This is a genomic window from Pseudoxanthomonas sp. PXM03, from assembly GCF_014852005.1.
Lineage (GTDB): Bacteria > Pseudomonadota > Gammaproteobacteria > Xanthomonadales > Xanthomonadaceae > Pseudoxanthomonas_A.
On the sequence record NZ_JACVAU010000002.1, the window covers coordinates 68,751 to 92,224 of the forward strand.

The window sequence follows — 23,474 nt, forward strand, 5'->3', positions numbered from 1 at the left end:
GCATGCCCACCGGACCTATCCTCTGCGTCGACGACGAGCCCAACAATCTGGCGCTTTTCCGGCAGATCCTGGGCGAGGACCATCGCCTCGTGCTCGCCCGTGATGGCCTGCAGGCCCTGCGTGCAGCGGAAAAACACTCGCCCAGCCTTATCCTGCTGGACGTTGAGATGCCTGGCATGGATGGGTACGAAGTCGCGTGGGCATTGAAGGCGCAGGGCAGCACCGAGCACATCCCTATCATCTTCGTCACTGCGCTCGATCGGGAAGTGGATGAACGCACCGGCTTCGCCTCCGGCGGCGTGGACTACATCACCAAACCTGTGTCGCCTTTCATCCTGCGCGCACGCGTCAACACGCATCTCTCGCTGGTGCGCACCTCGGCATTGAACAGGAGTTACCAGGATGCGATACAGATGCTCGGCATCGCAGGCCACTACAACGATTCCGATACCGGCGTGCATATCTGGCGGATGGCGGCTTACGCCCGCGTGTTGGCCGAGACGGTAGGCTGGGACCCCGAGCGTGCCCGACTCCTTGAACAGGCCGCCCCGATGCACGATACCGGCAAGATCGGGATACCCGATGAGATCCTGAAGAAGCCGGGGAAGTTGAGCCCGCGTGAGTGGAACACCATGAAGCGACACACCGAGATTGGCTTCGAGATCCTGAGTCGCAGCAAGGCCCCGCTGTTCCAACTCGCGGCGGAGGTCGCACTGAACCACCACGAACGTTGGGACGGATCGGGTTATCCGCACGGCCTGTCCGGCAGCCAGATCCCCGAGTCCGCACGCATCGTCGCCGTCGCAGATGTCTTCGATGCCCTCGCTACACGACGCCCTTACAAGGACCCCTGGCCGCTCGACGTCGTGATCTCCAAGATCACCGAGGACAGCGGCAGTCACTTCGAGCCGCGGATGGTCGACGCGTTCCTCGCATGCATGCCACGAATCCTCCAGGTTAAGACGCATTGGGACCAGCGGGAGACGCCCGATGGCGATGTGCTGCCCGAGACTCCCTGATCCCGCGGATCAGAAGACGACACCTCTTGCGCTGGCGTTTCGATGATCTGAATGTCGACTTCGCACTGGCTTCACACAGCCTCCGCCAGCTGCCCATCACCCCGGCCCAGCATGTCCCCGCGACCTCGACGGGGTCCCGGGAGACATGACGATGACGAGCGACACCCTGCTTGACGCGACACGCTGGATCCGCCTGCTGCGCTCCCTGGCGTGGGGTGGTGCCGCTGCACTGTTGCTGCTGCCCTGGGTGGCGATGCAGTTCACCGCCGACGTCGTGTGGACGGCATTCGATTTCGCACTGTTCGGCGCCATGCTGCTGACCGCCTGCCTCGCCTTCGAAGCCATGGCGCGGGTCGCGCGCGTGCCGGCCTACCTGGCCGCGAGCGTGATCGCAATCGGTGCGGCGTTCCTGCTGGTGTGGGCGAACCTGGCCGTGGGCATCGTGGGTGAACCGGAGGACCCGGCGAACCTGCTGTTCATGGGGGTGCTGGTGATGGGGGGCGTGGGCGCTCTCCTGGTCCGCCTGCAACCACGAGGGATGGCGTGCATGTTGGCGGCCATGGCCCTGGCGCAGATGGTGGTGGGCGCCATCGCACTACTGATGCAGGCGCATGAGTCCGCGGTCTCCGTGCTGGCGGTTACCGGCCTCTGCACGGCCATCTGGCTACTGTCGTCCGCACTCTTCAGAAAGGCAGCGCGCTCGCCCATCGGCGCACCATGATCCCGGCCACCGGCATGGCGCGCGTACTGATGGCCCTTGCGATGATGGCATGCATGGGGTGTGGTCGAGACCCCGCCTACATCGAGTACCACCCTGATGCGAATGGCGACAAGCCGGACATCTTCGAGTTGGGCCATGTGCAGGTCTGCACGCTTGAAGCGCGCGCCCTCCCTGCACTCTTCGATCAGGTTGACGCGTTCGCGCGGAGCCGATCGATGTACCTGCACGGGATCGCGGCCCCAGATGACCGCGTCCTCTTGGTCTACACGCGGGGTACGCCCATGCGGATCCACCTGATGGTCGAACGGCTCACGCAGGAACACTACCGGGTGGGAATCTCTTCGCACATGGGCGCCGGATGCGACGACGTCTGCCACCATGCCGTGCGGCACGATCTCTGTCCCTCCAACGCATCACCGCGCGCGCCCGTCATCAGCGCGGCTTCGAATGCCACAGCGCATTGACGATGATCCAGCGTCCATCGAACCGCCCCATGTGGAAATGGTCCACGAACCACGGGGTCTCCAGGCGCACGGCGGCCGTCTCGGCGGTGACATCGAGTACGCGGCAGGTGCGGTTCCACGCATCCTTCGGCGTTTTCAGCACGCCCTGCCGGGTCAGGCTGACCAGTTCTTCCTTCGACATGCGGCGCAGGCCGAGGCGCTCGTCCGGCGTATCGCCGATCACGGCGCGCTTGGCCAGGTCCGGATGCAGCGCGCGCGCCACGCGCGCCGGATCGCCTTCCAGTTGGCCGTCGACGTAGTCGAAGCAGGTCGCCTCGATGGCGGCGAGCGTGGCGGGATCGGCTGCAGGCGCGGCCGGGGCGGAAGCACTGGCGGCAGCCAGGACGAGGGACAGCAGTGACATGGCGTTCGCCTTCGGTCGCATCATCGATGGAAGGCGATCATGGGGGGAGGTCCGTGCGCGGGACACGTGCCGGAAGTCCACGGCGGGCCGGCATCTACAGGTACGACGGCGATGCCGGCGGATGGTCCCAGTCGTCGTGGCGCCCATCCTCGTATTGCACGGGGATGGCAGCGAACCGTGCATCGTCCATTCCGTCCAGGGTGGCGACGTTGACCGCGTGGAACCAGCCGTTGAAGGGCGCCATCTCCAGGTATCCCTTGCTGAAACCGCGCACGCCGCAATGGCGGCAGAAGTAGTGGTGCACATGGCCGGCGGGCCATTCGGAAGCGTGGGCCTGGTAGTCCGACAGGGCGTCGGCGCCGTGGAGCAGGCGGAAGCCCTCGCCGAGGGCGAACACCTTCCACATGCGCGTCTTCAGGCAGAAGCTGCAGTTGCAGCGACGCGTGCCGGCGGCGAGGTCGAGCTCGCACTCGAAGCGCACGGCGCCGCAATGGCAACTGCCGGTGTAGGTCTGCATGGGGCTTCTCCTCCGGTCAGCGGGCGATGAGGGCGTCGGCGGGCGGTTCCTCGATGGGCCGTACTTCGCACTCGATGTCCCATTCATCGCCATGTATGTCGAGGAAACGGCGGGTGTGGGCGATGGCGTCGTCGAGCGAATCGGCACGCAGGATGGCATAGCCGCCGATGACCTCCTTCGCCTCGGTGAACGGGCCGTCGGTGATCCGGATCTCGCCGAAGCGCGAGCGGACGCGGGCACCTTGCGCGGTGGGCAGCAGGCCTGCGGTGTCGAGCAGGATACCGGCGGCGGACATCTCGCCGATCAGCGCCATCATGTCGGTCATCAGCCGCTCGCTGGGCTGCTGGCCGGTGGTTTCGTCGATCCGGATCATCGAAAGGAATCGCATGGTCTGCCTCCCGGGGCATTGGACACTGACCTTGCGACGAACGGGTGCGGCCGGGATCGACAACGACAGGTGATCAGGGCAGCCAGAGTTTCTCCAGGTCGCGGAAACCCCAGTTGGCGGGCGACTCCACGCCCACGATGCGCTCGCGCTCACCGGCCGTGGCCAGGTCCACGTCGACCCTCAGCAGGTGCGTGCGCGACTTGGCGGAATAGAACACGCGCACGCGCGGCGCCAGCAGCGTGGCCGGGTTCTGTTCCACCACCACCGCCAGCCGGTCGCTGGACAACCGCACCAGGGCGCCGATCGGGTAGATGCCGATGCTGCGCACGAAGGCCTTCATCAGCCTGTCGTCGAAATGCCCCTGCCAGCTGGCCATGCGGCGCAGCGATTCGGCCGGGTCCCAGCCGGCCTTGTATGGGCGGTCGGAGGTGATGGCGTCGTAAACGTCGCAGATGGCGCTCATGCGGGTCAGCAGCGGCAGCTCCGCGCCGGACAGGCGTTGCGGATAGCCACCGCCGTTGATCTTCTCGTGATGGTGGCGGGCGATATGCAGCACCGCTTCCTGGCTCACGCCGCCCTCGCGCAGCAGGCGTTCGCCGTGCACGGGGTGCTGGCGGACGATGTCGAACTCTTCGTCGGTCAGCTTGCCGGGCTTGTTCAGCACGTCCTGCGGCAGCATGGCCTTGCCCATGTCGTGCAGCAGCCCGCCCAGCGCCGCATCGCGCACCTGCTCCTCCGGCAACTGCAGCTGCCGCGCCAGCATGGCCATCAGCGCGCCGACGGCGATCGAATGCAAGTAGGTGTAGCTGTCCGCGTCCTTCAGCCGCGCCACGCTCACCAGCGCCGTGGGGTGGCGATCGACCGAACCGGTGATCTCGTCCAGCAGCGGCAGCACGCGGCCGGCATCCACGCCGTTGCCCAGCCGCACTTCACGGAACATGGCCTCCACGGCCTCGCGCCCTTCGTCGCAGATGCGGCGGGCGCGGACCAGTTCCGAGGCCAGACTGACGGTGCTGTCGTGCACGACGGGGCGTCGTCGCGCTTCCGCAGGTTCGGCGACGGGTGGGGCGTCGACGGATGCGGGAACGGCCTCTTCTTCGCCTCCGTCCTGTGCGTCTCCATGACTGCGCGACAGGTCGACCACCACCTGCTCCACGCCGCTATCCTGCAGTTGCGCCAGGCGTGCCTCGTCCAGGACGAACGAGGTGCGCCAGAACGGGTGCTGCATCCATGGGCCGAGCAGCTTTTGCACGTACATGCCGGGTCGCAGCTCGGCAACGTCGACGGTTTGCAGCATGCACGGCTCCGGGAGTGGAGGGGTCCGGTATGCTCCCGCCCATGGGCCAGGCACGGCGGGGCGACCCCGTCAGCCCCCGGAACGATATCGGCACGGGAGGCCGCATGCTGAAGACCTATCGGGGAAGCTGCCATTGCGGCGCGGTCCGCTTCGAGGCGGACATTGACCTGACCCGGCCCACCTATCGCTGCAACTGCTCGGTGTGCCGGCGCAACCGGTTCTGGCCGGCCATCGTGATGCCGGACGCCTTCCGCCTGCTGGCGGGCGAAGGCGAGCTGGTCGAGTACCGGTTCAATGCGTTGCGCAACTCGCACCATTTCTGCCGCATCTGCGGCGTGCGACCGTTCGGGATCGGCAACAACGTGCCGGACGGGCAGCGGATCTACGGCGTCAACCTGGGGTGCCTGGAAGACGCCACTCCCGAGGAGCTGGACGCCGCGCCGATCACCTACGTGGACGGGGCGCACGACAACTGGCAGCAGGCACCGGCAATCACGCGCTACCTCTGAGCCGCGCGCCGCTACTCGGCGGCTTCGTACTGGATCGCGCGCGCATCACCCACACCACGTCGGCCAGCGCCAGCACATCGGTGGCGGGGTCGTGCCCAGCAGCAGGTCCGCGTCCATGCCAGGCGCGATGCGGTCGTCGGGCCACGCAAATACCCGGCAGGCAGCCCAGCTGCCATCCCGATATCCGCCGCATCTTCCCGCCCGTCTGTCGGCCCGTCGGCCCCGGCACCCAGTCCAGGTCAGGCGCGCGAGGCGTCACGCCCGCTGACGGACGCCTGAGTGCCATGCCGATGTCACGCGGTTGCAACAGTCGCATGACCTTTTTGCTAGGCTGCGAAGATCGTCGCAACCAGACGTGCGCAGGGAGTTCCCGTGAGCATTTCTTCCGAATACCTGGAAAACGTTTTCAACGATGCATCCTCGACGGCTTCGCCGCTGCGTCCCCGCCCACAGGTGGACCTGTGCCGGCGTGGCGAGATCCGCGCGGAGAAGTTCCTCGACGCCGCCACCGAAGTCTTTGCCGAGAAGGGTTACCAGCATGCGCGACTGAGCGAGATCGTCGCCCGCGCCGGAGGCTCGCTGGCCACCCTGTACCGGATCTTCGGCGACAAGGAAGGCTTGGCCAGCGCGATCCTCGAGCGCCGGCTGGACATGCATATCCACCTGCTCAGCGACCTCAACCTGACCGAGCTGCCCCCCGAACAGGCGCTGCGCCGGGTGGCGATCCGCATGGCGCAGGTGATGGCGCGTACCGATTCGCAGGTGGTCTACCGCATCGTGATCGGCGAGGGACAATCCTTCCCCGCCCTGCGCGACTGGTTCCTGGACCACGCGGTGGCGTCCATCCGCGCCACGCTTGCGGACTATTTCGAACAGCAGGTGGCCGCCGGACGCATGCAACTGGCGTCGCCCAGGGCGGCGGCGGCGCAGTTCTACATGAGCCTGTTCGGCGACCAGATATTCCGGCTGGCGGCCGGCAGCCCGCAATTGCCGGATGTCGACACGCTGGAAGCCCAGGCGCTCGCGTCGGTGGAGCTGTTCCTGCAGGGCGCATTGCCGCGCTGACGGAACACCACGCCTTCACCGTTCCGTCCCGCCTTGCCTGCCAGCATGGCGTCGTCGTCACGGCGCGGGACAGGCATGGATCTCAAGAGCGGGTACCCCTTCTGGGCGGTCAGCAATGGCCTGATGCAGGCGTTCCCGCCGCTGGCGTCCGACCATCGTTGCGATGTCGCCGTGCTGGGTGGCGGCATCACCGGTGCGCTGATTGCGGATGAACTGGCGCAGCATGGTTTCGATGTCGCGGTGCTGGAACAGCGGGACATCGGCTGGGGCAGCACGGCCGCCAGTACGGCGCTGCTGCAGTACGAAATCGACACCCACATGGTCGACCTGGCCAAGCGCTATGGCGAAGACGATGCCGCCCTCGCCTACCTTGCCTGCGCCGCGGCCATCGACCAGCTGCGCGAGGTCGCCGCGCCGTGGCGCGATGTTGGCTTCGCGCGCAACAAGAGCCTCTACTACGCCAGCCGGCGTCGCGACGTGCGGCCGATGGAAGACGAGCATGCCCTGCGCCTGCGCCACGGACTGGAGGTGGAACTGCTGTCGGCGGACCGGGTACAGGAAGACTACGGCTTCGAGGCGGCAGCGGCATTGCTCAGCACCCAGGCCGCGCAGGTGGATCCCTACCGCCTGACCCACCGGTTGCTGCAACGCCTGCATCGCCAGGGCACCGCGGTGTTCGACCGCACGCGCGTGACCGACCTGCATACGACATCGCGTGGCGTGACGCTGCGCACGGTGACAGGTTTCAGCGTACGCGCCGCGCATCTCGTGGTCGCGGCCGGGTATGCCAGCCAGCACTGGTTGCGGCAGAACGTGGCGCGCAACCACAGCAGCTATGCCGTCATCAGCGATCCCTTGCCCGACGAGCAGCTCGGCTTCCTCCGGGACACGCTGCTGTGGGAAACCGCACGCCCCTATCTTTATGCGCGCAGCACCGCCGATGGTCGCCTGCTGCTGGGCGGCGAGGACGATGCCGTGGACATCCCGGCCAAACGCGATGCGCGCGTCGAGAAGAAGGCGCGGACGCTGCTGAAGCGGCTGCACCATCTGTTCCCGGAGTGGGAGGTCACGCCGGCTTTCTCATGGGCCGGCACGTTCGCCGAGACCGCCGACGGCCTGCCCTTCTTCGGCCCGCACAAGCAATGGGGGCCGCGCGTGCACTTCGCCATGGCCTACGGTGGCAACGGCATCACCTACAGCATGCTCGGTGCCGGCCTGCTGCGCGCGCTGATCGAGCGCCGCAAGCATCCACTGTGGCCGTTGTTTTCCTTCGAACGCCTGGAACGATGACCCGGGGCAGCGATGTTGCGCACCGTTGACGTGGCCGTCATGCGGCGATTACGCGGGAAGCCGCACGCTGGCCATTCATCCACACCGGAGCACCGTCATGCCCCGTGGCGACAAATCCGCCTATACAGGCAAGCAGAAACGCCAGGCGGAACACATCGAGGAAAGCGAACGCGAACGCGGCCGTTCAAAGGAAGATGCGGAACGCATCGCATGGGCCACCGTGAACAAGCAGGACGGTGGCGGCAAGAAGTCCGGTTCCCGTCGCGCGAAGCCCCACTGAACTAGAGAGAACGCGAAGGCCACCAGCCCTCGCCGGTCAGCGCGTAGCGGTCGGCGGCACGTTCGAAGGGATTGCGTACGCTGACGCCGCCGCACAGCAGGTACACCGGCAGGAACAGCGGGCCCAGCACCATGTACTGGTAGACGTGCGCGCGTTCGTGGTCGCCCAGGCGGATGGGCGGATGCTGCATGCGGCCGGCGCGGTGTTCGTAGGTGATGCATTCCGCCTCCAGCGTGTCACCGGTGTGCAGGATGCTGTTGCCGAAGGTGATGGCGCCCCCCGGGCCCCACGGCCAGCGGTGGAACACCAGCGCGAAATCACGCCGGCTCCATTCGACGCGTGCCCCGAATGCCATGCCGACAACGCCGGCAACGGCCCCGATGAGCGTGTTGGGAACGGCCCAGACGATGCCGAGCGCACGCGCGACCCAGAGCATCGTCGAGGCCACGGTTCAGTCCTGTTCGTTGGGCATCAACAACCAGAGGATCAGGTAGACCAGCATGCCCGGAAACGCCGCGGACGCGATCGACACGATCACGAAGATCACCCGCAACAGCGTGGGGCTCCATCCATAACGGTGTGCAATGCCCCCCATGACGCCCGCGATCATGCGGTCGTTCAGCGAGCGCGCGAAGGGCTTGGAAGTGGTGTTGTTCATCGCCGGCAACTCCCCACGGTTGTTCGCGGCCAGTCTATCGCGTCAGCGGCCGGGGCCGCCTGAACCACGCAGCGCGTCCAGCTTCAGGCTGAACCACGTCGCCGCCGGTTGCGCCGATTGTCCCGGACAACGCACCTGGTAGGCACGCCCGCTCATGCTGCTCTTGCTGGCGGCACGCTCGATGAACTGTTCGGCGGTATCGACCAGGTCACGCTTCAGCAGGTAGTCGTACTTGCGCTGCAGGTGCTTGCGCGCTTCCTCGCGCCCGTGCCACGCGCCATTGCGCTGGAATTCGCAGGACGAGGCCGACAGCGCATCCATCAATCCCTGGATCTCTCGTTTGGCGATTGATGAAGGTGCAGACAGCACCGGCCAGACGAAGGCAAGCAGAACGGCAGCGACGGTGAATCGTGACAGCATGTGGTTACCCTAGCGCAAGACAAGTGAAGCAAGCACGCCGTTTTCTCTTGTAGGAGCGACGTAAGTCGCGACCGCACGGCCCGATGCTCCAGCATCCCATCGTTCGCCCACCGGGCGCGTTGCGACGCGTCCATTATCGCGATACCCAGGATCTATCGGCGTGCGGTCGCGACTCAAGTCGCGCCTGCATCGAGCGCAGCGCGCGCAGTCAGCGCGCGCGCTGGCCCAGCCAGTGATGGATGGCCGAAGGCACTTCGCGTTGTGCACGACTGGACACGTAGATGCCGATGTGGCCACCCTTGAAGCTCAGTTCGGTGTAGTCGGCGGTCCCCACCACGTCCTTCAAGGCACGCGACGCATCCGGTGGCACCAGGTGGTCCTGTTCGGCATAGATGTTCAGCACCGGCATGTCGACGAAGCCCAGGTCCACGGCCTCGCCACCGATCTCGATGCCGCCCTTGATGAAGCCGTTGCGCTGGTAGAACTGCTTGATGAACTGCTTGAAGGCCTCGCCCGCCAGGTCAGGCGAGTCGAAGATCCATTTTTCCATTCGCAGGAAATCCTCGATGGCGCGCTTGTCATCGAGGATGTCGACCAGTCCGACGTACTTCTGCAGGTTCAGCCGGAACGGTTTCAGCATCAGGTAGCAGGCATTCATCATGTCCGCCGGCACATTGCCCAGCGCATCCACGAACAGGTCCACGTCCAGCTCGCGCGTCCAGTGCGAAAGCATGTTGTCCGGCGTATGGAAGTCCACCGGCGTGACCATGGTGATCAGGTTCTTGACCTTGTCCGGGTGCAGCGAGGCATAGCACAGCGAGAAGGCCCCGCCCTGGCAGATGCCGAGCACGTTGACGGCATCGCGTCCGCTGCTGTCGCGCAGGTGGTCCACCGCACCGTCGATGAAGCGGTTGATGTAGTCGTCGAGTTCGAGATAGCGGTCCGAGCGGTCCGGATAGCCCCAGTCGATGACGTAGACATCCTCACCCTGCGCCAACAGGCCCTTCACCAGCGAGCGATCGTGCTGCAGGTCCACCATGTACGGCCGGTTGACCAGCGCGTAGACGATCAGCAGCGGGACCTTCGCGGTGGGGGCCTTCTCGCCGATGAAGCGGTACAGGACCACTTTGCCATCGCGCCAGACTTCCTGCTTCTGGGTGGCCCCGTAGTGCACATCCTCCACCTCCGGCAGCGTGTGCAGGCCGGCGGAGAGCTTCTGCGTCAGTGTGGTGGCTTCGTGGGCCAGGGCCTCGGCGGTGAAGTTGAGCGGTCCGTTCACTTGCGGCTACCCCGCTTGGTCTTCCTGCCGGTCCTGGGCGCGTCGACGGTCGCGTCGCGCGCGGCGTTGCGTGCCACCCAGTCCTTCATCGATACGACCGAGGTCGACGGTGGTTTCGCACGCGCCGTGGGGGCAGGTTTTTTGGGGGCAGGTTTCGCTGCGACCGTCTTCGGTGCTTTCCTGGCGGGCGCCTTCTTCGTCCTGGCGGGCGTCCGCGCGGCTGCCTTCGCCACTGCGGGTACGGGTTCCTTGCGGGTGGGGGCCGGCGCCGCCGCAGCGATGGCCCGGCGTGCGCGTTTCTTCGGCGCCGTTTTCTTGGCGACGACGCGTTTTTTCGGCGCGGCCTTCGCTGGCGTGCGGCGGGGAAGCGTGCGCGTCTTCGCGGTTTTCGGCTTTGCGGGCGCGGGCACTGGGGCCGGCGCCGGTTCCGCGACGACGGGGGCTTCGACCGGCGCAGGCACATGCCGTGCCTCGGCACGGCGCGCGGGCGAGACCTGCGCGCGCGTCAGCTTGCGCAGCGCGCGCTCGAGTTCGACGATCTTGCGATGCGCGGAATCGACTTCCGTCCGCGTCGGCATGCCGAACAGCGTGCAGACCTGCTCCACTTCGCGCTGCACGCCCAGTCGCAGGCGCGCCTGCGCATTCGCCAGTCCACCATAGACGTGGCGGAAATCATCGGACATCGCGACCTGCGCATAGGCCTCTTCGGCCGCATCGATCCAGAGGTCGAACAAGGCGCGTGCATTCTGCAACTGGCGGCCCGGCTCGGCATGCTGCTCCAGCTTGCGCTCGAAGCGCACGAACGCATCCTGCGCCACCTTCAGCATCAGCTGGTCGTAATCGCGCAGTTGCTGCTGGTAGTCCTTCTGCGCCTGCGCCAGGTGCTGCCAGCGTTCCTGGTGCTCGCGCGCCAGGCCGAAGGTCGGCAGGTGCAGCCAGCGGTCTCCATCGCGCTGCTGGCCTTCCAGCCAGGGCTGCATCTGCTGCATCCAGCCATCCATGCCATGCGCGCCGCCCTGCATGCTGCGGAAGATGTCCGCGAACGGATTGCCCGCAGGCGTGGGCGTGGCCATGCCCAGCGCCTCGCGCCAGGCACGGCCGACATCGGTGGCGTCGTGGTCGCGGCCGGTGAACTGCGCAGCCACCTGCTGCATCTGGCCGAACCACTGGCTGGCCTGCCGCTGGAAGCGGCCGACTGCTTCGTCCACCTGGGGCTGGCCACCCGGCACCAGCTTCGACCACCAGTCGACGGTCTGCTGCCAACCCGGCACGGCGCCCGGCATGGACATGGTCGGCGCACCGCCGGCCTGTCGCAGGGCATCACCCCAGAGACTCCAGTACTGCTGGGCCACCGACTCGAAGTCGCCCGGCCACGGTGGAACGGAATTCGTCATGTGCCCTCCCTTCCCGACCGATTCTAGCCGCGGCGGGCGGCGCGTGCATGACGCACCTTCACCTCACGATCAGGGCTTGGGGATCCGCAGCGTCTTGCTGATCATCAACGTGCCGGAAATGGCGTACAGCAACACCAGCGGATGCAGCTGCCACGGACCGAGCTTCAGCGCACCCAGCCACAGGTCGGGCCCCACATGGCCCAGGTATGCCGCGACCGCCAGCACGATGACCAGCGCCAGGCTGGTGGGAATGGGCGTGCCCTCGAAGAACTTCACCTTGTCGCCACCGTCGGCGAGCGTCTCGGCGGTGACGTTGTAGCGCGCGAGCCGGCTGACACCGCAGGCGACGAAGTACGACAGCACCAGCCAGTCCCAGCCACCCTGCATGCCGCAGGCATAGGCCAGCGCGGCCGGCGCCACGCCGAAGGAGATCACGTCGGCCAGCGAGTCCAGTTCACGCCCCAGCACCGAGGCCTGCTTGCGCCATCGGGCCACGCGTCCATCGAGGGCGTCGAAGATGAAGGCCAGCGGGATCAGCGCCATCCCGATCATCAGGTCGCGCAGGATGCCTTCCTGCAGGAAACGCATCGACGCGAACACCGCCCCCGTGCCGCAGAAGGCATTGCCCAGCGTGAACCAGTCGGCCAGCTGGAAGTCGCGGATCATCGAAAAGTGTCGGGACATGGCGGCGTACGTGTCGGGCCAGTCTCAAGAGTAAGGCCAAGCGGGTGAAGGTGCCGCAGCATTCCCTCTCCCCGTGAACGGGGAGAGGGTGCCAAAGGCGGGTGAGGGGCGAACGGAGACCGGATGCGCGTGCGCCAGGATTGTTGCCGCGCTCGCCCCTCATCCCCCCTCCGGGTACCTTCTCCCCGCATGCGGGGAGAAGGATTCATCAGCGCGGAATCGCCAGCTGACTGAGCTCGACGCTGCCCGCGCCCCGCGGATTGGCATTGATCAGCGCATTCGCCGGCAACTCCCGGCTTCCATCCAGCGTGGCGTTGACCTGGTCCAGCGCCGCATAGACGTAGGGCAGCAGCGGCACGTAGCGAGTGCCGTAGGCCGGCAGCGCCAGGAAACCATCGAAGTGCTGCGCATGCCGCACCTGCCAGTAGCGCACGTCGGGATTGGCAGCGCGCGCGGCTTCCACATACGGCGCGCTGGAGAACGCCGGCGGCACCAGCCCGTCGTCCAGTCCATGGATCACCACCACCGGACGGCGCGTGCGCGGGAAGCGCGCGGCGGTCTGCGCGATGCCGGCCTGCACGCGACGCGCATCCTCGCCGGTACCGGTCTGCAGCGCACGCAGGCATTGCAGCCCCGGCAGAGTGAAGTCCGGCGCGGCCAGCTTCGTGTCGACGATGCCCACCCCGGCACCCGGCGGAATGCCGCTGCCATCGGACCACCACGCGGTCCGCTCGGCGGCGCTGGCCGTGCGCGCCGTGAAGTCGGCGTTCTGCGCGGAGAACGCGAAGCCGCACGGATGCTCGGCCACGCCATAACGGCCGTACGCGGAGGCGTACGTCACCGCCACCGCCCGCCACAGGTCGAAGCCCACGCTGAGCGCGCCGGCCACCAGCGCCTCGTCGGTCCAGCCGTTCGCCTTCAACTGCGCATGCGCCGAAGCCGCCTGCGCTTTCACATCCGCGCCACCGACCAGGCCGGCCGCTTTCAGCGTGGCGCAACGCGCCGTCCACACCGGTTCCACCTGCGCGCGCAGGGGCGGCTGCGGCAGCGTGTCGGCCGGCAGGTGCAGCAGCGCGCACGGCATCAGCAGCGCGGCTTCCGTGGTGTAGTCGTACAGCGAACGAGCGCCCGGCGCATCCGCCGCGAGGATGTTCGGCTCGCCCGCGACCACGGCATCCAGCCACTCGCCTTCTTCCTCGCTGGCACGCAGCACGGCACCACCGCCATTGGAAATGCCGACGGCGATGACGCGCGTATTGTCGAAGCGGAATGGCGCCGCCTGCGGAAACGCCTGGTCCAGCGCTGCCAGCGCGAACTCCGCGGCCTGCTTCACGTGGCGGCCCCAGTCGGCTTCCGGGTTGTCCTTGGAATGCGCATGCTTGACGGCGACGCCGCTGGCACCGACCGGCGCATCCGGCACGAACGCCAGCGGATCGACGCCAAGTTCGCCAACCGTGCCATCCTCGCGCACGCCCTTCTGCTCATCCAGATCGAAGTAATCCGTGCCGGCGCCCTTGTCGGTGTAGGCCACGGCGCAGCCCTTGGACAGGCCCCACGGCGCAGCGACCGCGATGGCACCGTAGATGCCGCGCGAGCCGGACGAGGCGGTGACGACAACGCAGCGCCTGGTGGCGTCGAAGTCGTCCGGCACCTGCACCAGCACGCGGTGCGGCTGCGCGGCGCCGGGGACCTTCGCCAGCGCCGAATACTCGCGACCGGGTACTGCAGCCACGCTGCCATAGGCCTGGCCGTAGCCGCCCGTCAGCGAGAGGTCGGCGATGCCACGCCAGTTGCCCCAGATCGCGCGGCGACGCAGTTCGGCGGGCGTGGGATGGGCGGGATCGGCGAACGCGGGCGCTGCCATCGCGCGCAGGCCGTCGAGGCCCAGGCCCGCCGTCAGCAGGTCGTCGTTGCCACGGTGCTCGGTGACGCGCTGCGGTTGGATCATGTGGGCCACGGCCTCGGGCTTGGGCGGCGTGCTGCTGCAGGCGGTCAGCGCCGCGCCGAGCAACAGTCCGCAGGACATTCGCAGGTTCGCATTCATGCGTGGAGGGCGTCCATGGTTCCGGTCATTGCCACGAAACTACCCTGTGCGGGAATCCCCGTCATCGTACTTTGGTACCACGAACCCGTCGCGCCTGCCTGCTACCCTAGCCGCAGCACGCAGGAGCCCCCATGCAACAGACCCATACCCTCCTCATCACCGGTGCCGCCAGCGGCATCGGCGCCGGCATCGCCGCGCAACTGGCCGAAGCCGGACGCCACGTGATCGTCAGCGACCTCAATCTCGACGCCGCCGAAACCGTGGCCACGCAGATCCGCGCCAACGGCGGTTCCGCCGAAGCGGTCGCCCTCGACGTGACGTCGCAGGAGAGCATCGATGCCGCCCTGGCGACGATCTCGCGGCCGGTCGATGTGCTGGTGAACAACGCCGGCCTGCAGCATGTCTCGCCGCTGGAAGACTTCCCCATCGAGAAGTGGGACTTCCTGGTGCAGGTAATGCTGGTGGGCGTGGCGCGCCTGACCCGTGCGGTGATGCCGGGCATGCGCGAACGCGGCTTCGGCCGCATCGTCAACATCGGCAGCATCCACGCGCTGGTAGCCAGTCCGTACAAGAGCGCCTACGTGGCCGCCAAGCACGGCCTGGTCGGTTTTTCGAAGGTCATCGCGCTGGAAACCGCCGACACCGACATCACCATCAATACCGTGTGCCCGAGCTACGTGAAGACGCCGCTGGTGGACAAGCAGATCGCCGACCAGGCGCGCACGCGCGGCATCTCCGAGGCCGACGTGGTCAGCCAGGTGATGCTGAAGCCGATGCCGAAGGGCGTGTTCATCGGCCTGGACGAACTGGCCGGCATCACCGCCTTCCTCACCTCGCCCGCCGCGCGCAACATCACCGGCCAGACGATCGTGGTGGACGGCGGCTGGACGGTGCAGTGAACGCCGGGAGTCGTGGACCGGGAGTGGAGAAGGGAAGCGCCTGTATCCGTTTTGTTGCCCCGCTCAAGGCAACCCGCTCGCTCGATCCACGATTGCCCCTCCCCGATTGCCAGCAACGTCCATGCCCAACCTGCTGATCGCCGATGACCACCCGCTGTTCCGCGCCGCATTGCGTGGCGCGGCGGCGGATGCCGTGGCGCAGCTGTCGGTGCGCGAAGCCGAATCGCTGGACGGCGTCATCGCCACGCTGGAAGCGCACGACGACATCGACCTGGTGCTGCTCGACCTGCACATGCCGGGGAACCATGGGCTCGCAGGCCTGGCTGCGATCCGGGCACAGTTCCCGGCCGTGGCGGTGGTGGTGGTATCCGCCAATGACGATCCGCGCGTGGTACGGCGTGCGCTGGACCACGGTGCGGCCGGCTACCTGCCGAAGAGTTCCGGCCTGGACGAACTGCGGGATGCGATCCGCAGCGTGCTGGCCTGCGAGCAATGGCTGCCGGCCTCGCTGCGCGGCGCGGTCGCCCGCGCCCAGTCATCCGAACACGACACCGATCTCGCCGGCCGCCTGGCCAGCCTGTCGCCGCAGCAGTTCCGCGTACTGACGCTGGTAGCGCAGGGCCTGTTGAACAAGCAGATCGCGGATCGCCTCGACGTGCAGGAACGCACGGTAAAGGCACATCTGTCCGCGATCTTCGACCGCCTGGGCGTGCGCAACCGCACCCAGGCCGGCGTGGTGCTGCGCGAGCTCGAGCTGGCGGATCCGGCGCGGCATATCGAGTAATCCCGTACGTAGCATGCGGAGACAGTGCCTTAGTCCCCGCCGTCATCCCAGCGCACGCTGGGATCCATCTTGACTCTGCAGTTGCTTCGCCTCGGCGTGCTGCCCGGCAAAAGCAACATGGGCCCCAGCGTTCGCCCGGACGACGAAACCCTCCGCCGCCCTGGCCGTCATCCCAGCGCATGCTGGGATCCATCTTGACTCGGCAGTTGCTTCGCCTCGGCGTACTGCTCAGCAAAAGCAACATGGGTCCCAGCGTTCGCTGGGACGACGAAACCCTCCGCCGCCCTGGCCGTCATCCCAGCGCATGCTGGGATCCATCTTGACTCGGCAGTTGCTTCGCCTCGGCGTACTGCCGAGCAAAAGCAACATGGGCCCCAGCGTTCGCCGGGACGACGAACCCCTTCGCGTGGAACATGCAGCTGACGCGAGCCCCGACGAGGTGCGGTCATTTTTTCGCCACACACCTTGACAGCGTTGCGCCGCAACGCGTGCCAGCGCTTATCCACATGTTGATCGACAGACCATCCACACCGGGTGTGGACAACCCGGACACCGATCCGTCACCGTCTGGTCAAAAATTCGCCACACATCTTGACAGGCTTGCGGTGCAAGGCGCCGACGCAGTTATCCACATGGTTTCCCACGCGCTCTCCACATGGCGTGTGGACAAACGGAGGGCGTGGAACGCTCCCTGCGCGCGGTGCATCTGTAGGAGCGACGCGAGTCGCGACCGCAGACTTGCAGCGACCTGATTCGTGGAGGGCACGGATCGAGAGAAACGGGATCCGCAGCATCCATGCTCATCCAGCATCTGGTGATCGTCCTGCATCCCGGTCGCGACTCACGTCGCTCCTACAGAGGCAGCCGGCGCTCCGGCAGCCTCAGATGCGCGAGTAGCCCCACGACACCATGCGGCCGTCGCGATAAGGCATGACGCCGTGGAATCCGCGCGGGTCGTCGTCGAACACCAGCGGCAGGAAGTGGCGGTCGCCGTCCCACAGCGGCAGGTCCAGGATCTTCTCCACCGGCACCCATTCCAGCGTGCCCTCTGGATTGGAGGCGAAGGGTGTGCCGCTGTAGGCCGTGATGACGAAGACGAACCCGAGCCAGTCCTCGCCGTGCTTGCCGAAGCCCGGCCAGCTGATCGTGCCGCGCAACGCCATTTCCTCGCAGTCGATCCCGGCCTCCTCGTGGATCTCGCGACGCATGCCGGCCACCACGTCCTCGTCCCGTTCGATCTTGCCGCCCAGGCCGTTGTACTTGCCCAGGTGCTGGTCGTCCGGACGCGCATTGCGATGGATCAGCAGTACCTGCGAACGATCGGGCGACAGCACATAGCCGAGGGTGGCGACGATGGGGGTGTAGGGCATGCGCGGGTTCCTGTGCAACGGCCGTGCATTCTAGCGTTGGCTGTCGTGGGAGCGACGTGAGTCGCGATGGCCGCACCAGCAAACCCCATTTCGCGACTTACGTCGCTCCCACAGCGGCGGACGCCCGCGCGGCCAACAACCGGTCCAGCACCGACTTCAGCGCCAGCGGGCGCACCGGCTTGGCCAGCAGCGGCAGTTCCGCATCACGGACGGCACGGCGCACGGCATCGGTCTGGTCGGCGGTCAGGATCAGGCATGGACGGTGCCCATGCGAGGCACGCAGGCGTTCGACCAGCGCGACGCCGGTATCGCCCGCATCCAGGTGGTAGTCGAACAGCCAGAGGTCCGCATGCCGCTCGCGCAATGCGGCATCGGCTGCTGCGCCATCGCTGGCGGTCGCCACACTGCATCCCCAGCCTTCCAGCACCTGACGCAACGCAGCCAGCGCCGCAGGATCGTTGTCGACCGCCAGCACATGGCGACCGGCCAGGCCGGGCTTGCCGGCCAGCGAGGGCATCGCCGCAGGCGCCGCCACGCGCACCAGGTCGACCGCGAAAACGGCACCGTGCCCTATCCGGCTGCGCAGCGACAGCGGTGCGTCGAGCAGCACGGCGATGCGGTCCGCGATCGACAGGCCCAGGCCCAGGCCCTGCCCGGGCACATCATCGCCGCGACGGAACTCCTCGAAGATCCGGCGCTGGTCGGACTCGGCAATGCCCGGCCCCGTGTCCCACACCTCGATGCGTACATGCGTGCGGCGCCAGCGCACGCCGAGACGCACGCCGCCGCGCGCCGTGTAGCGCACGGCATTGGCCAGGAAGTTCTGCAGGATGCGGCGCAGCAGTTGCGGATCGGTATGCACCCAGGCGCGCGTCGGCACGGTGTCGAACGACAGGCCGCGCTCATGCGCGAGCACGCGGAACTCGGACGCCAGCGGCTCCAGCACTTCCATCAGCGGCAGGTCGCGCGGCTCGGGCAGCAGGCCGCCGGCTTCCAGCCGCGACATGTCCAGCAGGCCGGTCAGCAGATCGGTGGTGGAATCCAGCGCACCACGCACCTGCAGCGCCGTCTCCCGCTGCCGTGCTTCCGGCAGCTGCTGCGACAGCGCGTCGGTGAACAACTGCGCGGCGTGCAGCGGCTGCAGCAGATCGTGGCCGATCGCGGTCAGGAAGCGGCTCTTCGCATCATTGGCGTGCTCGGCCTCGCGCTTGGCGGTTTCCAGCAGTGCGGTGCGTTCGACCACGCGCTGCTCCAGCGTCTCGTTGGCCTGCTTGAGTCCGCGCTCGGCCTGGCGTGATGCGGTGACGTCGGTGTAGGTGGCCACGAAGCCGCCGCCCGGCATGGGATTGCCGCGCACCTCCACGATGCTGCCATCCGGGAACACGCGTTCGGTCAGGTGCGGCGTGCCGGCACGCATGAAAGCCAGGCGCCGGTCCAGCGCACGCTCGTCGTGTCCGCGCTGCGGCATGCGCTGCAACGCCCAGCGGGTCAGGTCGGCGATGGGACGCCCGACCTGCAGCAGATCGGACGGGAAACCGAACATCTGCGCATAGCGCCGGTTCCACGCCACCAGCCGCTGCTCGCGGTCGATCACGCTGATGCCCTGGCTCATGTTCTGCAACGCGGCCTCCAGCACCTGCTGGTTGAAGCGCAGGTCCTGCGATGCTTCGCCGACGATGGCCGCCACCGTCTCCAGGTCGCCGGTTTCGCGGCGTGCCGCATCCAGCAGGAGCCGTGCGGACGCAGAGCCCAGCACCGCCGACAGTTCGCGCTCGAGCCGCGCCTCGATGATCGCCGGCACCGGTCCGTTGCGCGGCGCGTCGGCCAGCAGTTCCTCCACGCGCTCGCGCGGCAGGAAGCGCCTGCCGGCATCGCGCAGCGTCTTCGCGTCGAAGCCCCGGCTGTCGGCGCGGCGCGGCGCCGAACCGCGCCAGCTGGCCACCAGCAGCGTGACCCCGGCACCTGCGAACAGGCTGACGCCGACGGCGCGGCCCAGGCGGCTCCATCCTGTGAGGCCGAAGAAGCCGTCGGGCGACAAGCCGGCCAGACCGAACGGCCCCGTCTGCAGCCATGTCGGCGAAACGCCGCGTGCATCCATCGCCACCGGCAGCAGCAACAGCCATGCCCACACCAGGAACCCGGCCACGATGCCGGCGATGACGGCCCGCGGCGATGTCTGTGGACGCCAGATGGCAAACGCGAGCGCAGGTGCCAGCGTGGCCAATGCGGAGAACGACACCGCGCCCACGTCCGCCAGCGCGTCGTTGCCCGCGATCAGACGGCTGTACGCCCACGCCAGCAACATCACCGCCACGATCCCCACGCGCCGTTGCGTCAGCACGGCCCCGCGCAGGTCGCGTCCGGTACCGCGCACCCAGCCGCCCCGCAACAGGCCCGGCGCCAGCCAGTGGTTGCCGATCATCAGGCTGAGCGTGAGCGTGCTGACCACCACCATGCCGGTGGCCGCGCTCAGGCCGCCAAGGAACGCCAGCAGCGCCAGGCCCTGGTGCCCCTGCGACAGCGGCAGCGCCAGCACGTAGAGATCGGAGGGCACCGCATCGCCGAACATCGCGCCGCCCGCGCGCGCCAGCGGCAGCAACGGTGCCGCCATCAGCACCATGTACAGCGGGAACAGCCAGCGCGCGGTCCGCACGTGGCGTTCGTCCCGGCATTCCACCACGCCCACGTGCACCTGGTGCGGCAGGGTGAACATCGCCAGCACGCCCAGCGCCACCAGCGGCAGGAAGCCGTAGGTGGTGGAGGCAGGCGCCGGTGCCGGGGGCGGCACCTCCAGGTCGGGCAGGCCGAACCACACGAACAATCCCAGCGCCAGCATCGCCGCCAGCTTGAACAGCGACTCGAACGCCATCGCCAGGATCAGGCCGCGGTTGTGCTCCACCGCGCTCGCGCGGCGCGTGCCGAACAGCATCGCGAACACCGCCATCGCCAGGGCCACGTACAGCGCGCTGTCCTGCCATGCCGGCAGCGCATCGTTGCCCGGCGAACGGGTCAGCAGCGCGAAGCTCATCGCCACCGCCTTCAGCTGCAGCGCGATGTAGGGAACCAATCCGAGTGCGGCGATCAGCGTGACCGTGGCCGCCAGCCAGCCGTCCTTGCCCAGTCGCGTGGCGATCAGGTCGGCCAGCGACGTGGCATTCGACTCGCGCGCCATCCGCACCAGCCGCACCAGCAGGAACGCACCGAACACGTACAACAGGATGGTGCCGACGAAGGTGGGCGGCAGTGGCCAACCGTAGCGAGCGGCCTGGGTCACCGTCCCGAAGAACGTCCACGAGGTGCAGTACACCGCCAGCGACAGCGCATAGATGTACGGCCACTGCACCGCCAGTACGCGCGGATGACGCTCGGCATACAGCGCGGAGCCGAACAGCACGCCGAGCCACAACAGGCCGGCCAGCACCACCATGCCGACGCTCAGCATGAAGCCCCCCGTGGCAGCGGCCTCCGTCGCGACCGTGGAAACGAAGCGTCCGGGAAGACGACCCGCTGCGCGGGCGGGCTGCGGCATGTCATCTGCCGCAAGGTGACGCGTTCATCGAGCATGCGGTCACGGCTGAGGCCGCTTCCACAAGGAAATACGGATGTCGGGCGAAGCATCGGCATGGGCCGGAGCATAACGCAGCAACGGCGGGCCTTCGCCCGCCGTTGCCGTTCCCGCATCATCGCCGGTGTCGCGCTCAGAAATCGTAGCGCGCGGTCAGGCTGTACTGGCGCGGCGGACCGTAGAATCCGGTCAGCACGCCATAGGCCCCGATGTTGTAACCAGTGGTGCGGTATTCCTCGTCGGCCAGGTTGGAACCCTGCAGCGACAGGCTCCATGCATCGTTGGCCTTCCAGATCACGCCGGCATTGACCAGGCCGTAGCCCTCCTGCTTGATCAGCGGGCTCAGGTCGGTGGTGGGCCAGACTTCCGACTGGTAGGAATAGCCCACGCGCGCCGACAGGTTGCCGCCGTTGGCCAGGTCCGTGCGGTACTCCACGTTGATCGCACCGGAGAACTCGGGCGCGTTGGTGAAGTACTGCGTATCGGCGATGTTGACGCCGCTGGTGAAGAACTCGTCGTATTCCGCGTCCAGCCAGGCCAGGTTGCCGCTGATCAGCCAGTTCTGCGTGGGCAGGAACTGATACTCCACTTCCACGCCCTGCACGGTGCCCTTGCCGGCGTTGGTGAAGTCGCCGAAGAAGCTCTGCGACCCGTTCGGCAGCGTGTACGAGGTGAACACCGACAACTGGATGTCCTCGTACTTGTTGTGGAAGTACGCCAGGTTGAGGAACAGCCGCTGGTCCAGCAGCGACATCTTGCTGCCGATCTCGAAGCTGTCCACCTGTTCGTCATCGAACGGCTCGCCCGAACGCGGCACCGACGTGGTGTTGGCGCGGATGTTGTACCCGCCCGACTTGAAGCCGCGCGACGCCAGGCCGTACACCATGATGTCCGGAGTGATCTGGTAGTCCAGCGAGATCTTCGGCGAGGTGTTCTTGAAGTTGACGGTCTTGTCGAAGTTGGCCGCAGTGCCCCACGAGGTGGCGTAGTCCAGGCCGGTGTAGAACCGGTTCAAGGCCACCGCATGCTTGTCCTCGTCGGTGTAGCGCGCGCCCACGTCCAGCTTCAGGCGGTCGGTCAGGTCGAAGGTCCAGTCCGCGTACAGCGCGATGCTCTTGGTGTTGACCACGCCCTGGGTGTCGCCGAACAGCGGATTGGTCAGGCTGTTCGCCAGTGCCGGGTTCCAGAAGTGGTTCAGCACCTGGCCGCCGGCATCGCCGTTGAACCAGTACAGGCCCATCACGCCGCGGGCGCGGCCGCCGCCGTCGTAGTTCGCCTGCAGTTCCTGGCTGACCTGGCTGTCGCTGTAGAACGCACGCACGTCCACCAGCGTCAGCGGCGTGGTGTCGAAGTCGATGTTGGTCTCGGTATCGGACTCGCGCTTGGCCGCCACGTACTTGAACGCCCAGTCCTCGTTCGGACGCCAGTTGACGGTCGCCGAGGCGCCCTTCATCTCGGTGTCGTTGATGTTCTTCATGCCGCTGCGGATGTCGTAGCGGTCGCTGGTCGGCGGATAGGCCGGGGCCAGCGGATTGGGGGCCAGCATCTTTGCGCCGCGCACGCCGGACTGGTCGTCCATGTAGTCGAAGGCGAACTGCACGTCGAAATCGTCCTGCGAGAACGCACCCAGCTGCATCCGGAGCGCATTGATCTCCTTGTCGCTGACCTCCTGGCCGGTATGGGTGTTCTCGCCGAAGCCATCGCGGTTCATGCTGGCCGCCGACACGCGGCCACGCAGGCCGCTGTCCTGGCCGCCGATGGACCCGCCCAGTGCCGCCTTCACGTCCAGCTGGTTGTAGTTGCCCACGGTGACCGAGGCGAAGCCGGTGGTTTCCTCCGGCAGGCCGCGCGAGATGTACTTGATCGCACCGCCGATGGTGTTCTTGCCGTACAGCGTGCCCTGCGGGCCGCGCAGCACTTCGATGCGCTCCACGTCGAACACGTCCAGCAGCGCACCCTGCGGGCGGGCGATGTAGACGTCGTCCAGATAGATGCCCACGCCGGGGTCCACGCCCCACAGCGGATCGGCCTGGCCGACGCCGCGGATGTAGGCGGTCACGGTGCTGGTGGAACCGCGCGCGGCATAGATGGTCAGGTTCGGCACCTGCGCGTCCAGGTCGCCGATGTCCTTGATCGCCATCTTGTCGAGAGTCTCCGCAGTGAAGGCGGTCACCGCCACCGGCACGTCCTGCAGGGTTTCCTCGCGCTTGCGTGCGGTGACCTTCACCGCATCAAGCGTGGTGGCGGACGTGGCTGGCGTTTTGGCGGCCGTGGTGCTGTCCTGCGCCCACGCCATTGGCGCGGACGACAACAGGACACAACCGATGGCCAGGCTCAGGTGCTTGCGCTTCATGGGTCTCCCCTCCTCCCGGGTATGACATGGCGGCGGACGGATGCCGCCGATTGAAGCGAACACTAGGGGTC

Annotated in this window: 23 protein-coding genes; 9 read left to right on the top strand and 14 right to left on the bottom strand. The window is 67.3% G+C overall.

Going from position 1 to position 23,474, the window contains the following annotated elements; genetic code table 11:
• The first annotated feature begins 2 nt into the window (after positions 1 to 2).
• The 3 genes from IB223_RS09085 to IB223_RS09095 all read left to right on the top strand — a co-directional run bounded on the left by IB223_RS09085 (position 3) and on the right by IB223_RS09095 (position 2,204).
• Positions 3 to 1,019, top strand: coding sequence for an HD domain-containing phosphohydrolase (locus IB223_RS09085; protein WP_192201374.1), 1,017 nt, complete (start codon positions 3 to 5; stop codon positions 1,017 to 1,019).
• A gap of 151 nt (positions 1,020 to 1,170) precedes the next feature.
• The gene (locus tag IB223_RS09090) at positions 1,171 to 1,740 is read left to right on the top strand and encodes a hypothetical protein (protein WP_192201375.1); all 570 of its coding nucleotides are present in this window, start codon (positions 1,171 to 1,173) and stop codon (positions 1,738 to 1,740) included.
• Positions 1,737 to 2,204 (top strand): hypothetical protein, encoded by a 468-nt coding sequence (locus IB223_RS09095; protein ID WP_192201376.1) that lies wholly within the window; start codon positions 1,737 to 1,739, stop codon positions 2,202 to 2,204. Before IB223_RS09090 ends, IB223_RS09095 begins: the two co-directional genes overlap by 4 nt.
• On the opposite strand, the gene IB223_RS09100 is transcribed toward IB223_RS09095, so the two are convergent.
• The 4 genes from IB223_RS09100 to IB223_RS09115 all read right to left on the bottom strand — a co-directional run bounded on the left by IB223_RS09100 (position 2,173) and on the right by IB223_RS09115 (position 4,809).
• Positions 2,173 to 2,607, bottom strand: coding sequence for a nuclear transport factor 2 family protein (locus IB223_RS09100; protein ID WP_192201377.1), 435 nt, complete (start codon positions 2,605 to 2,607; stop codon positions 2,173 to 2,175). The genes IB223_RS09095 and IB223_RS09100 overlap by 32 nt on opposite strands.
• Positions 2,608 to 2,701: 94 nt before the next feature.
• Complete coding sequence (locus IB223_RS09105) at positions 2,702 to 3,124, bottom strand: GFA family protein (RefSeq protein ID WP_192201378.1); 423 nt, start codon at positions 3,122 to 3,124, stop codon at positions 2,702 to 2,704.
• Positions 3,125 to 3,140: 16 nt separating this feature from the next.
• Positions 3,141 to 3,512: a YciI family protein gene (locus IB223_RS09110; RefSeq protein ID WP_192201379.1), complete on the bottom strand. Its 372-nt coding sequence runs from the start codon at positions 3,510 to 3,512 to the stop codon at positions 3,141 to 3,143.
• Between the two features lie 73 nt (positions 3,513 to 3,585).
• The gene (locus IB223_RS09115; RefSeq protein WP_192201380.1) at positions 3,586 to 4,809 is read right to left on the bottom strand and encodes an HD-GYP domain-containing protein; all 1,224 of its coding nucleotides are present in this window, start codon (positions 4,807 to 4,809) and stop codon (positions 3,586 to 3,588) included.
• A gap of 104 nt (positions 4,810 to 4,913) precedes the next feature.
• On the opposite strand from IB223_RS09115, the gene IB223_RS09120 reads away from it, so the two are divergent.
• The 4 genes from IB223_RS09120 (at position 4,914) to IB223_RS09135 (ending at position 7,953) form a co-directional block, all read left to right on the top strand.
• Positions 4,914 to 5,318 carry a GFA family protein gene (locus tag IB223_RS09120; protein ID WP_192201381.1) on the top strand — a complete coding sequence of 135 codons (405 nt, stop codon included), beginning with the start codon at positions 4,914 to 4,916 and terminating at the stop codon, positions 5,316 to 5,318.
• 372 nt (positions 5,319 to 5,690) lie between these two features.
• Entirely contained in the window at positions 5,691 to 6,383 is a 693-nt protein-coding gene (locus IB223_RS09125) for a TetR/AcrR family transcriptional regulator (protein ID WP_192201382.1), read from the top strand.
• Between the two features lie 75 nt (positions 6,384 to 6,458).
• Complete coding sequence (locus tag IB223_RS09130) at positions 6,459 to 7,673, top strand: FAD-dependent oxidoreductase (RefSeq protein WP_192201383.1); 1,215 nt, start codon at positions 6,459 to 6,461, stop codon at positions 7,671 to 7,673.
• Positions 7,674 to 7,770: 97 nt separating this feature from the next.
• Entirely contained in the window at positions 7,771 to 7,953 is a 183-nt protein-coding gene (locus IB223_RS09135; protein WP_192201384.1) for a hypothetical protein, read from the top strand.
• Position 7,954: 1 nt separating this feature from the next.
• On the opposite strand, the gene IB223_RS09140 is transcribed toward IB223_RS09135, so the two are convergent.
• The 7 genes from IB223_RS09140 to IB223_RS09170 all read right to left on the bottom strand — a co-directional run bounded on the left by IB223_RS09140 (position 7,955) and on the right by IB223_RS09170 (position 14,432).
• The gene (locus tag IB223_RS09140) at positions 7,955 to 8,389 is read right to left on the bottom strand and encodes a hypothetical protein (RefSeq protein WP_192202364.1); all 435 of its coding nucleotides are present in this window, start codon (positions 8,387 to 8,389) and stop codon (positions 7,955 to 7,957) included.
• 15 nt (positions 8,390 to 8,404) lie between these two features.
• Positions 8,405 to 8,611, bottom strand: coding sequence for a PspC domain-containing protein (locus IB223_RS09145; protein ID WP_192201385.1), 207 nt, complete (start codon positions 8,609 to 8,611; stop codon positions 8,405 to 8,407).
• Between the two features lie 42 nt (positions 8,612 to 8,653).
• Positions 8,654 to 9,031: a DUF5329 domain-containing protein gene (locus IB223_RS09150; protein WP_192201386.1), complete on the bottom strand. Its 378-nt coding sequence runs from the start codon at positions 9,029 to 9,031 to the stop codon at positions 8,654 to 8,656.
• Between the two features lie 208 nt (positions 9,032 to 9,239).
• Positions 9,240 to 10,310 (bottom strand): class III poly(R)-hydroxyalkanoic acid synthase subunit PhaC, encoded by a 1,071-nt coding sequence (locus IB223_RS09155; protein WP_192201387.1) that lies wholly within the window; start codon positions 10,308 to 10,310, stop codon positions 9,240 to 9,242.
• Positions 10,307 to 11,704 (bottom strand): class III poly(R)-hydroxyalkanoic acid synthase subunit PhaE, encoded by a 1,398-nt coding sequence (gene phaE / locus IB223_RS09160; protein ID WP_192201388.1) that lies wholly within the window; start codon positions 11,702 to 11,704, stop codon positions 10,307 to 10,309. The genes IB223_RS09155 and phaE overlap by 4 nt, the downstream gene beginning before the upstream one ends.
• Positions 11,705 to 11,773: 69 nt before the next feature.
• Complete coding sequence (locus IB223_RS09165) at positions 11,774 to 12,388, bottom strand: CDP-alcohol phosphatidyltransferase family protein (RefSeq protein ID WP_192201389.1); 615 nt, start codon at positions 12,386 to 12,388, stop codon at positions 11,774 to 11,776.
• A 208-nt stretch (positions 12,389 to 12,596) separates the two neighbouring features.
• Positions 12,597 to 14,432, bottom strand: a complete 1,836-nt coding sequence (locus IB223_RS09170; protein ID WP_225590986.1) for a D-(-)-3-hydroxybutyrate oligomer hydrolase — start codon at positions 14,430 to 14,432, stop codon at positions 12,597 to 12,599.
• A 131-nt stretch (positions 14,433 to 14,563) separates the two neighbouring features.
• Between IB223_RS09170 and IB223_RS09175 the strand changes: the two genes are divergently transcribed.
• Both IB223_RS09175 and IB223_RS09180 read left to right on the top strand, forming a co-directional pair.
• Complete coding sequence (locus IB223_RS09175) at positions 14,564 to 15,331, top strand: 3-hydroxybutyrate dehydrogenase (protein WP_192201390.1); 768 nt, start codon at positions 14,564 to 14,566, stop codon at positions 15,329 to 15,331.
• A gap of 121 nt (positions 15,332 to 15,452) precedes the next feature.
• The gene (locus tag IB223_RS09180; protein WP_192201391.1) at positions 15,453 to 16,115 is read left to right on the top strand and encodes a response regulator transcription factor; all 663 of its coding nucleotides are present in this window, start codon (positions 15,453 to 15,455) and stop codon (positions 16,113 to 16,115) included.
• Positions 16,116 to 16,996: 881 nt separating this feature from the next.
• Here the strand turns inward: IB223_RS09180 and IB223_RS09185 are convergent.
• From IB223_RS09185 to IB223_RS09195, 3 genes are all read right to left on the bottom strand, one after another.
• Positions 16,997 to 17,485: an 8-oxo-dGTP diphosphatase gene (locus IB223_RS09185; RefSeq protein ID WP_192201392.1), complete on the bottom strand. Its 489-nt coding sequence runs from the start codon at positions 17,483 to 17,485 to the stop codon at positions 16,997 to 16,999.
• A gap of 97 nt (positions 17,486 to 17,582) precedes the next feature.
• Positions 17,583 to 20,927: a PAS-domain containing protein gene (locus IB223_RS09190; protein ID WP_192202366.1), complete on the bottom strand. Its 3,345-nt coding sequence runs from the start codon at positions 20,925 to 20,927 to the stop codon at positions 17,583 to 17,585.
• A 256-nt stretch (positions 20,928 to 21,183) separates the two neighbouring features.
• Positions 21,184 to 23,403: a TonB-dependent receptor gene (locus IB223_RS09195; RefSeq protein ID WP_192201393.1), complete on the bottom strand. Its 2,220-nt coding sequence runs from the start codon at positions 23,401 to 23,403 to the stop codon at positions 21,184 to 21,186.
• Between the last annotated feature and the right edge of the window lie 71 nt (positions 23,404 to 23,474).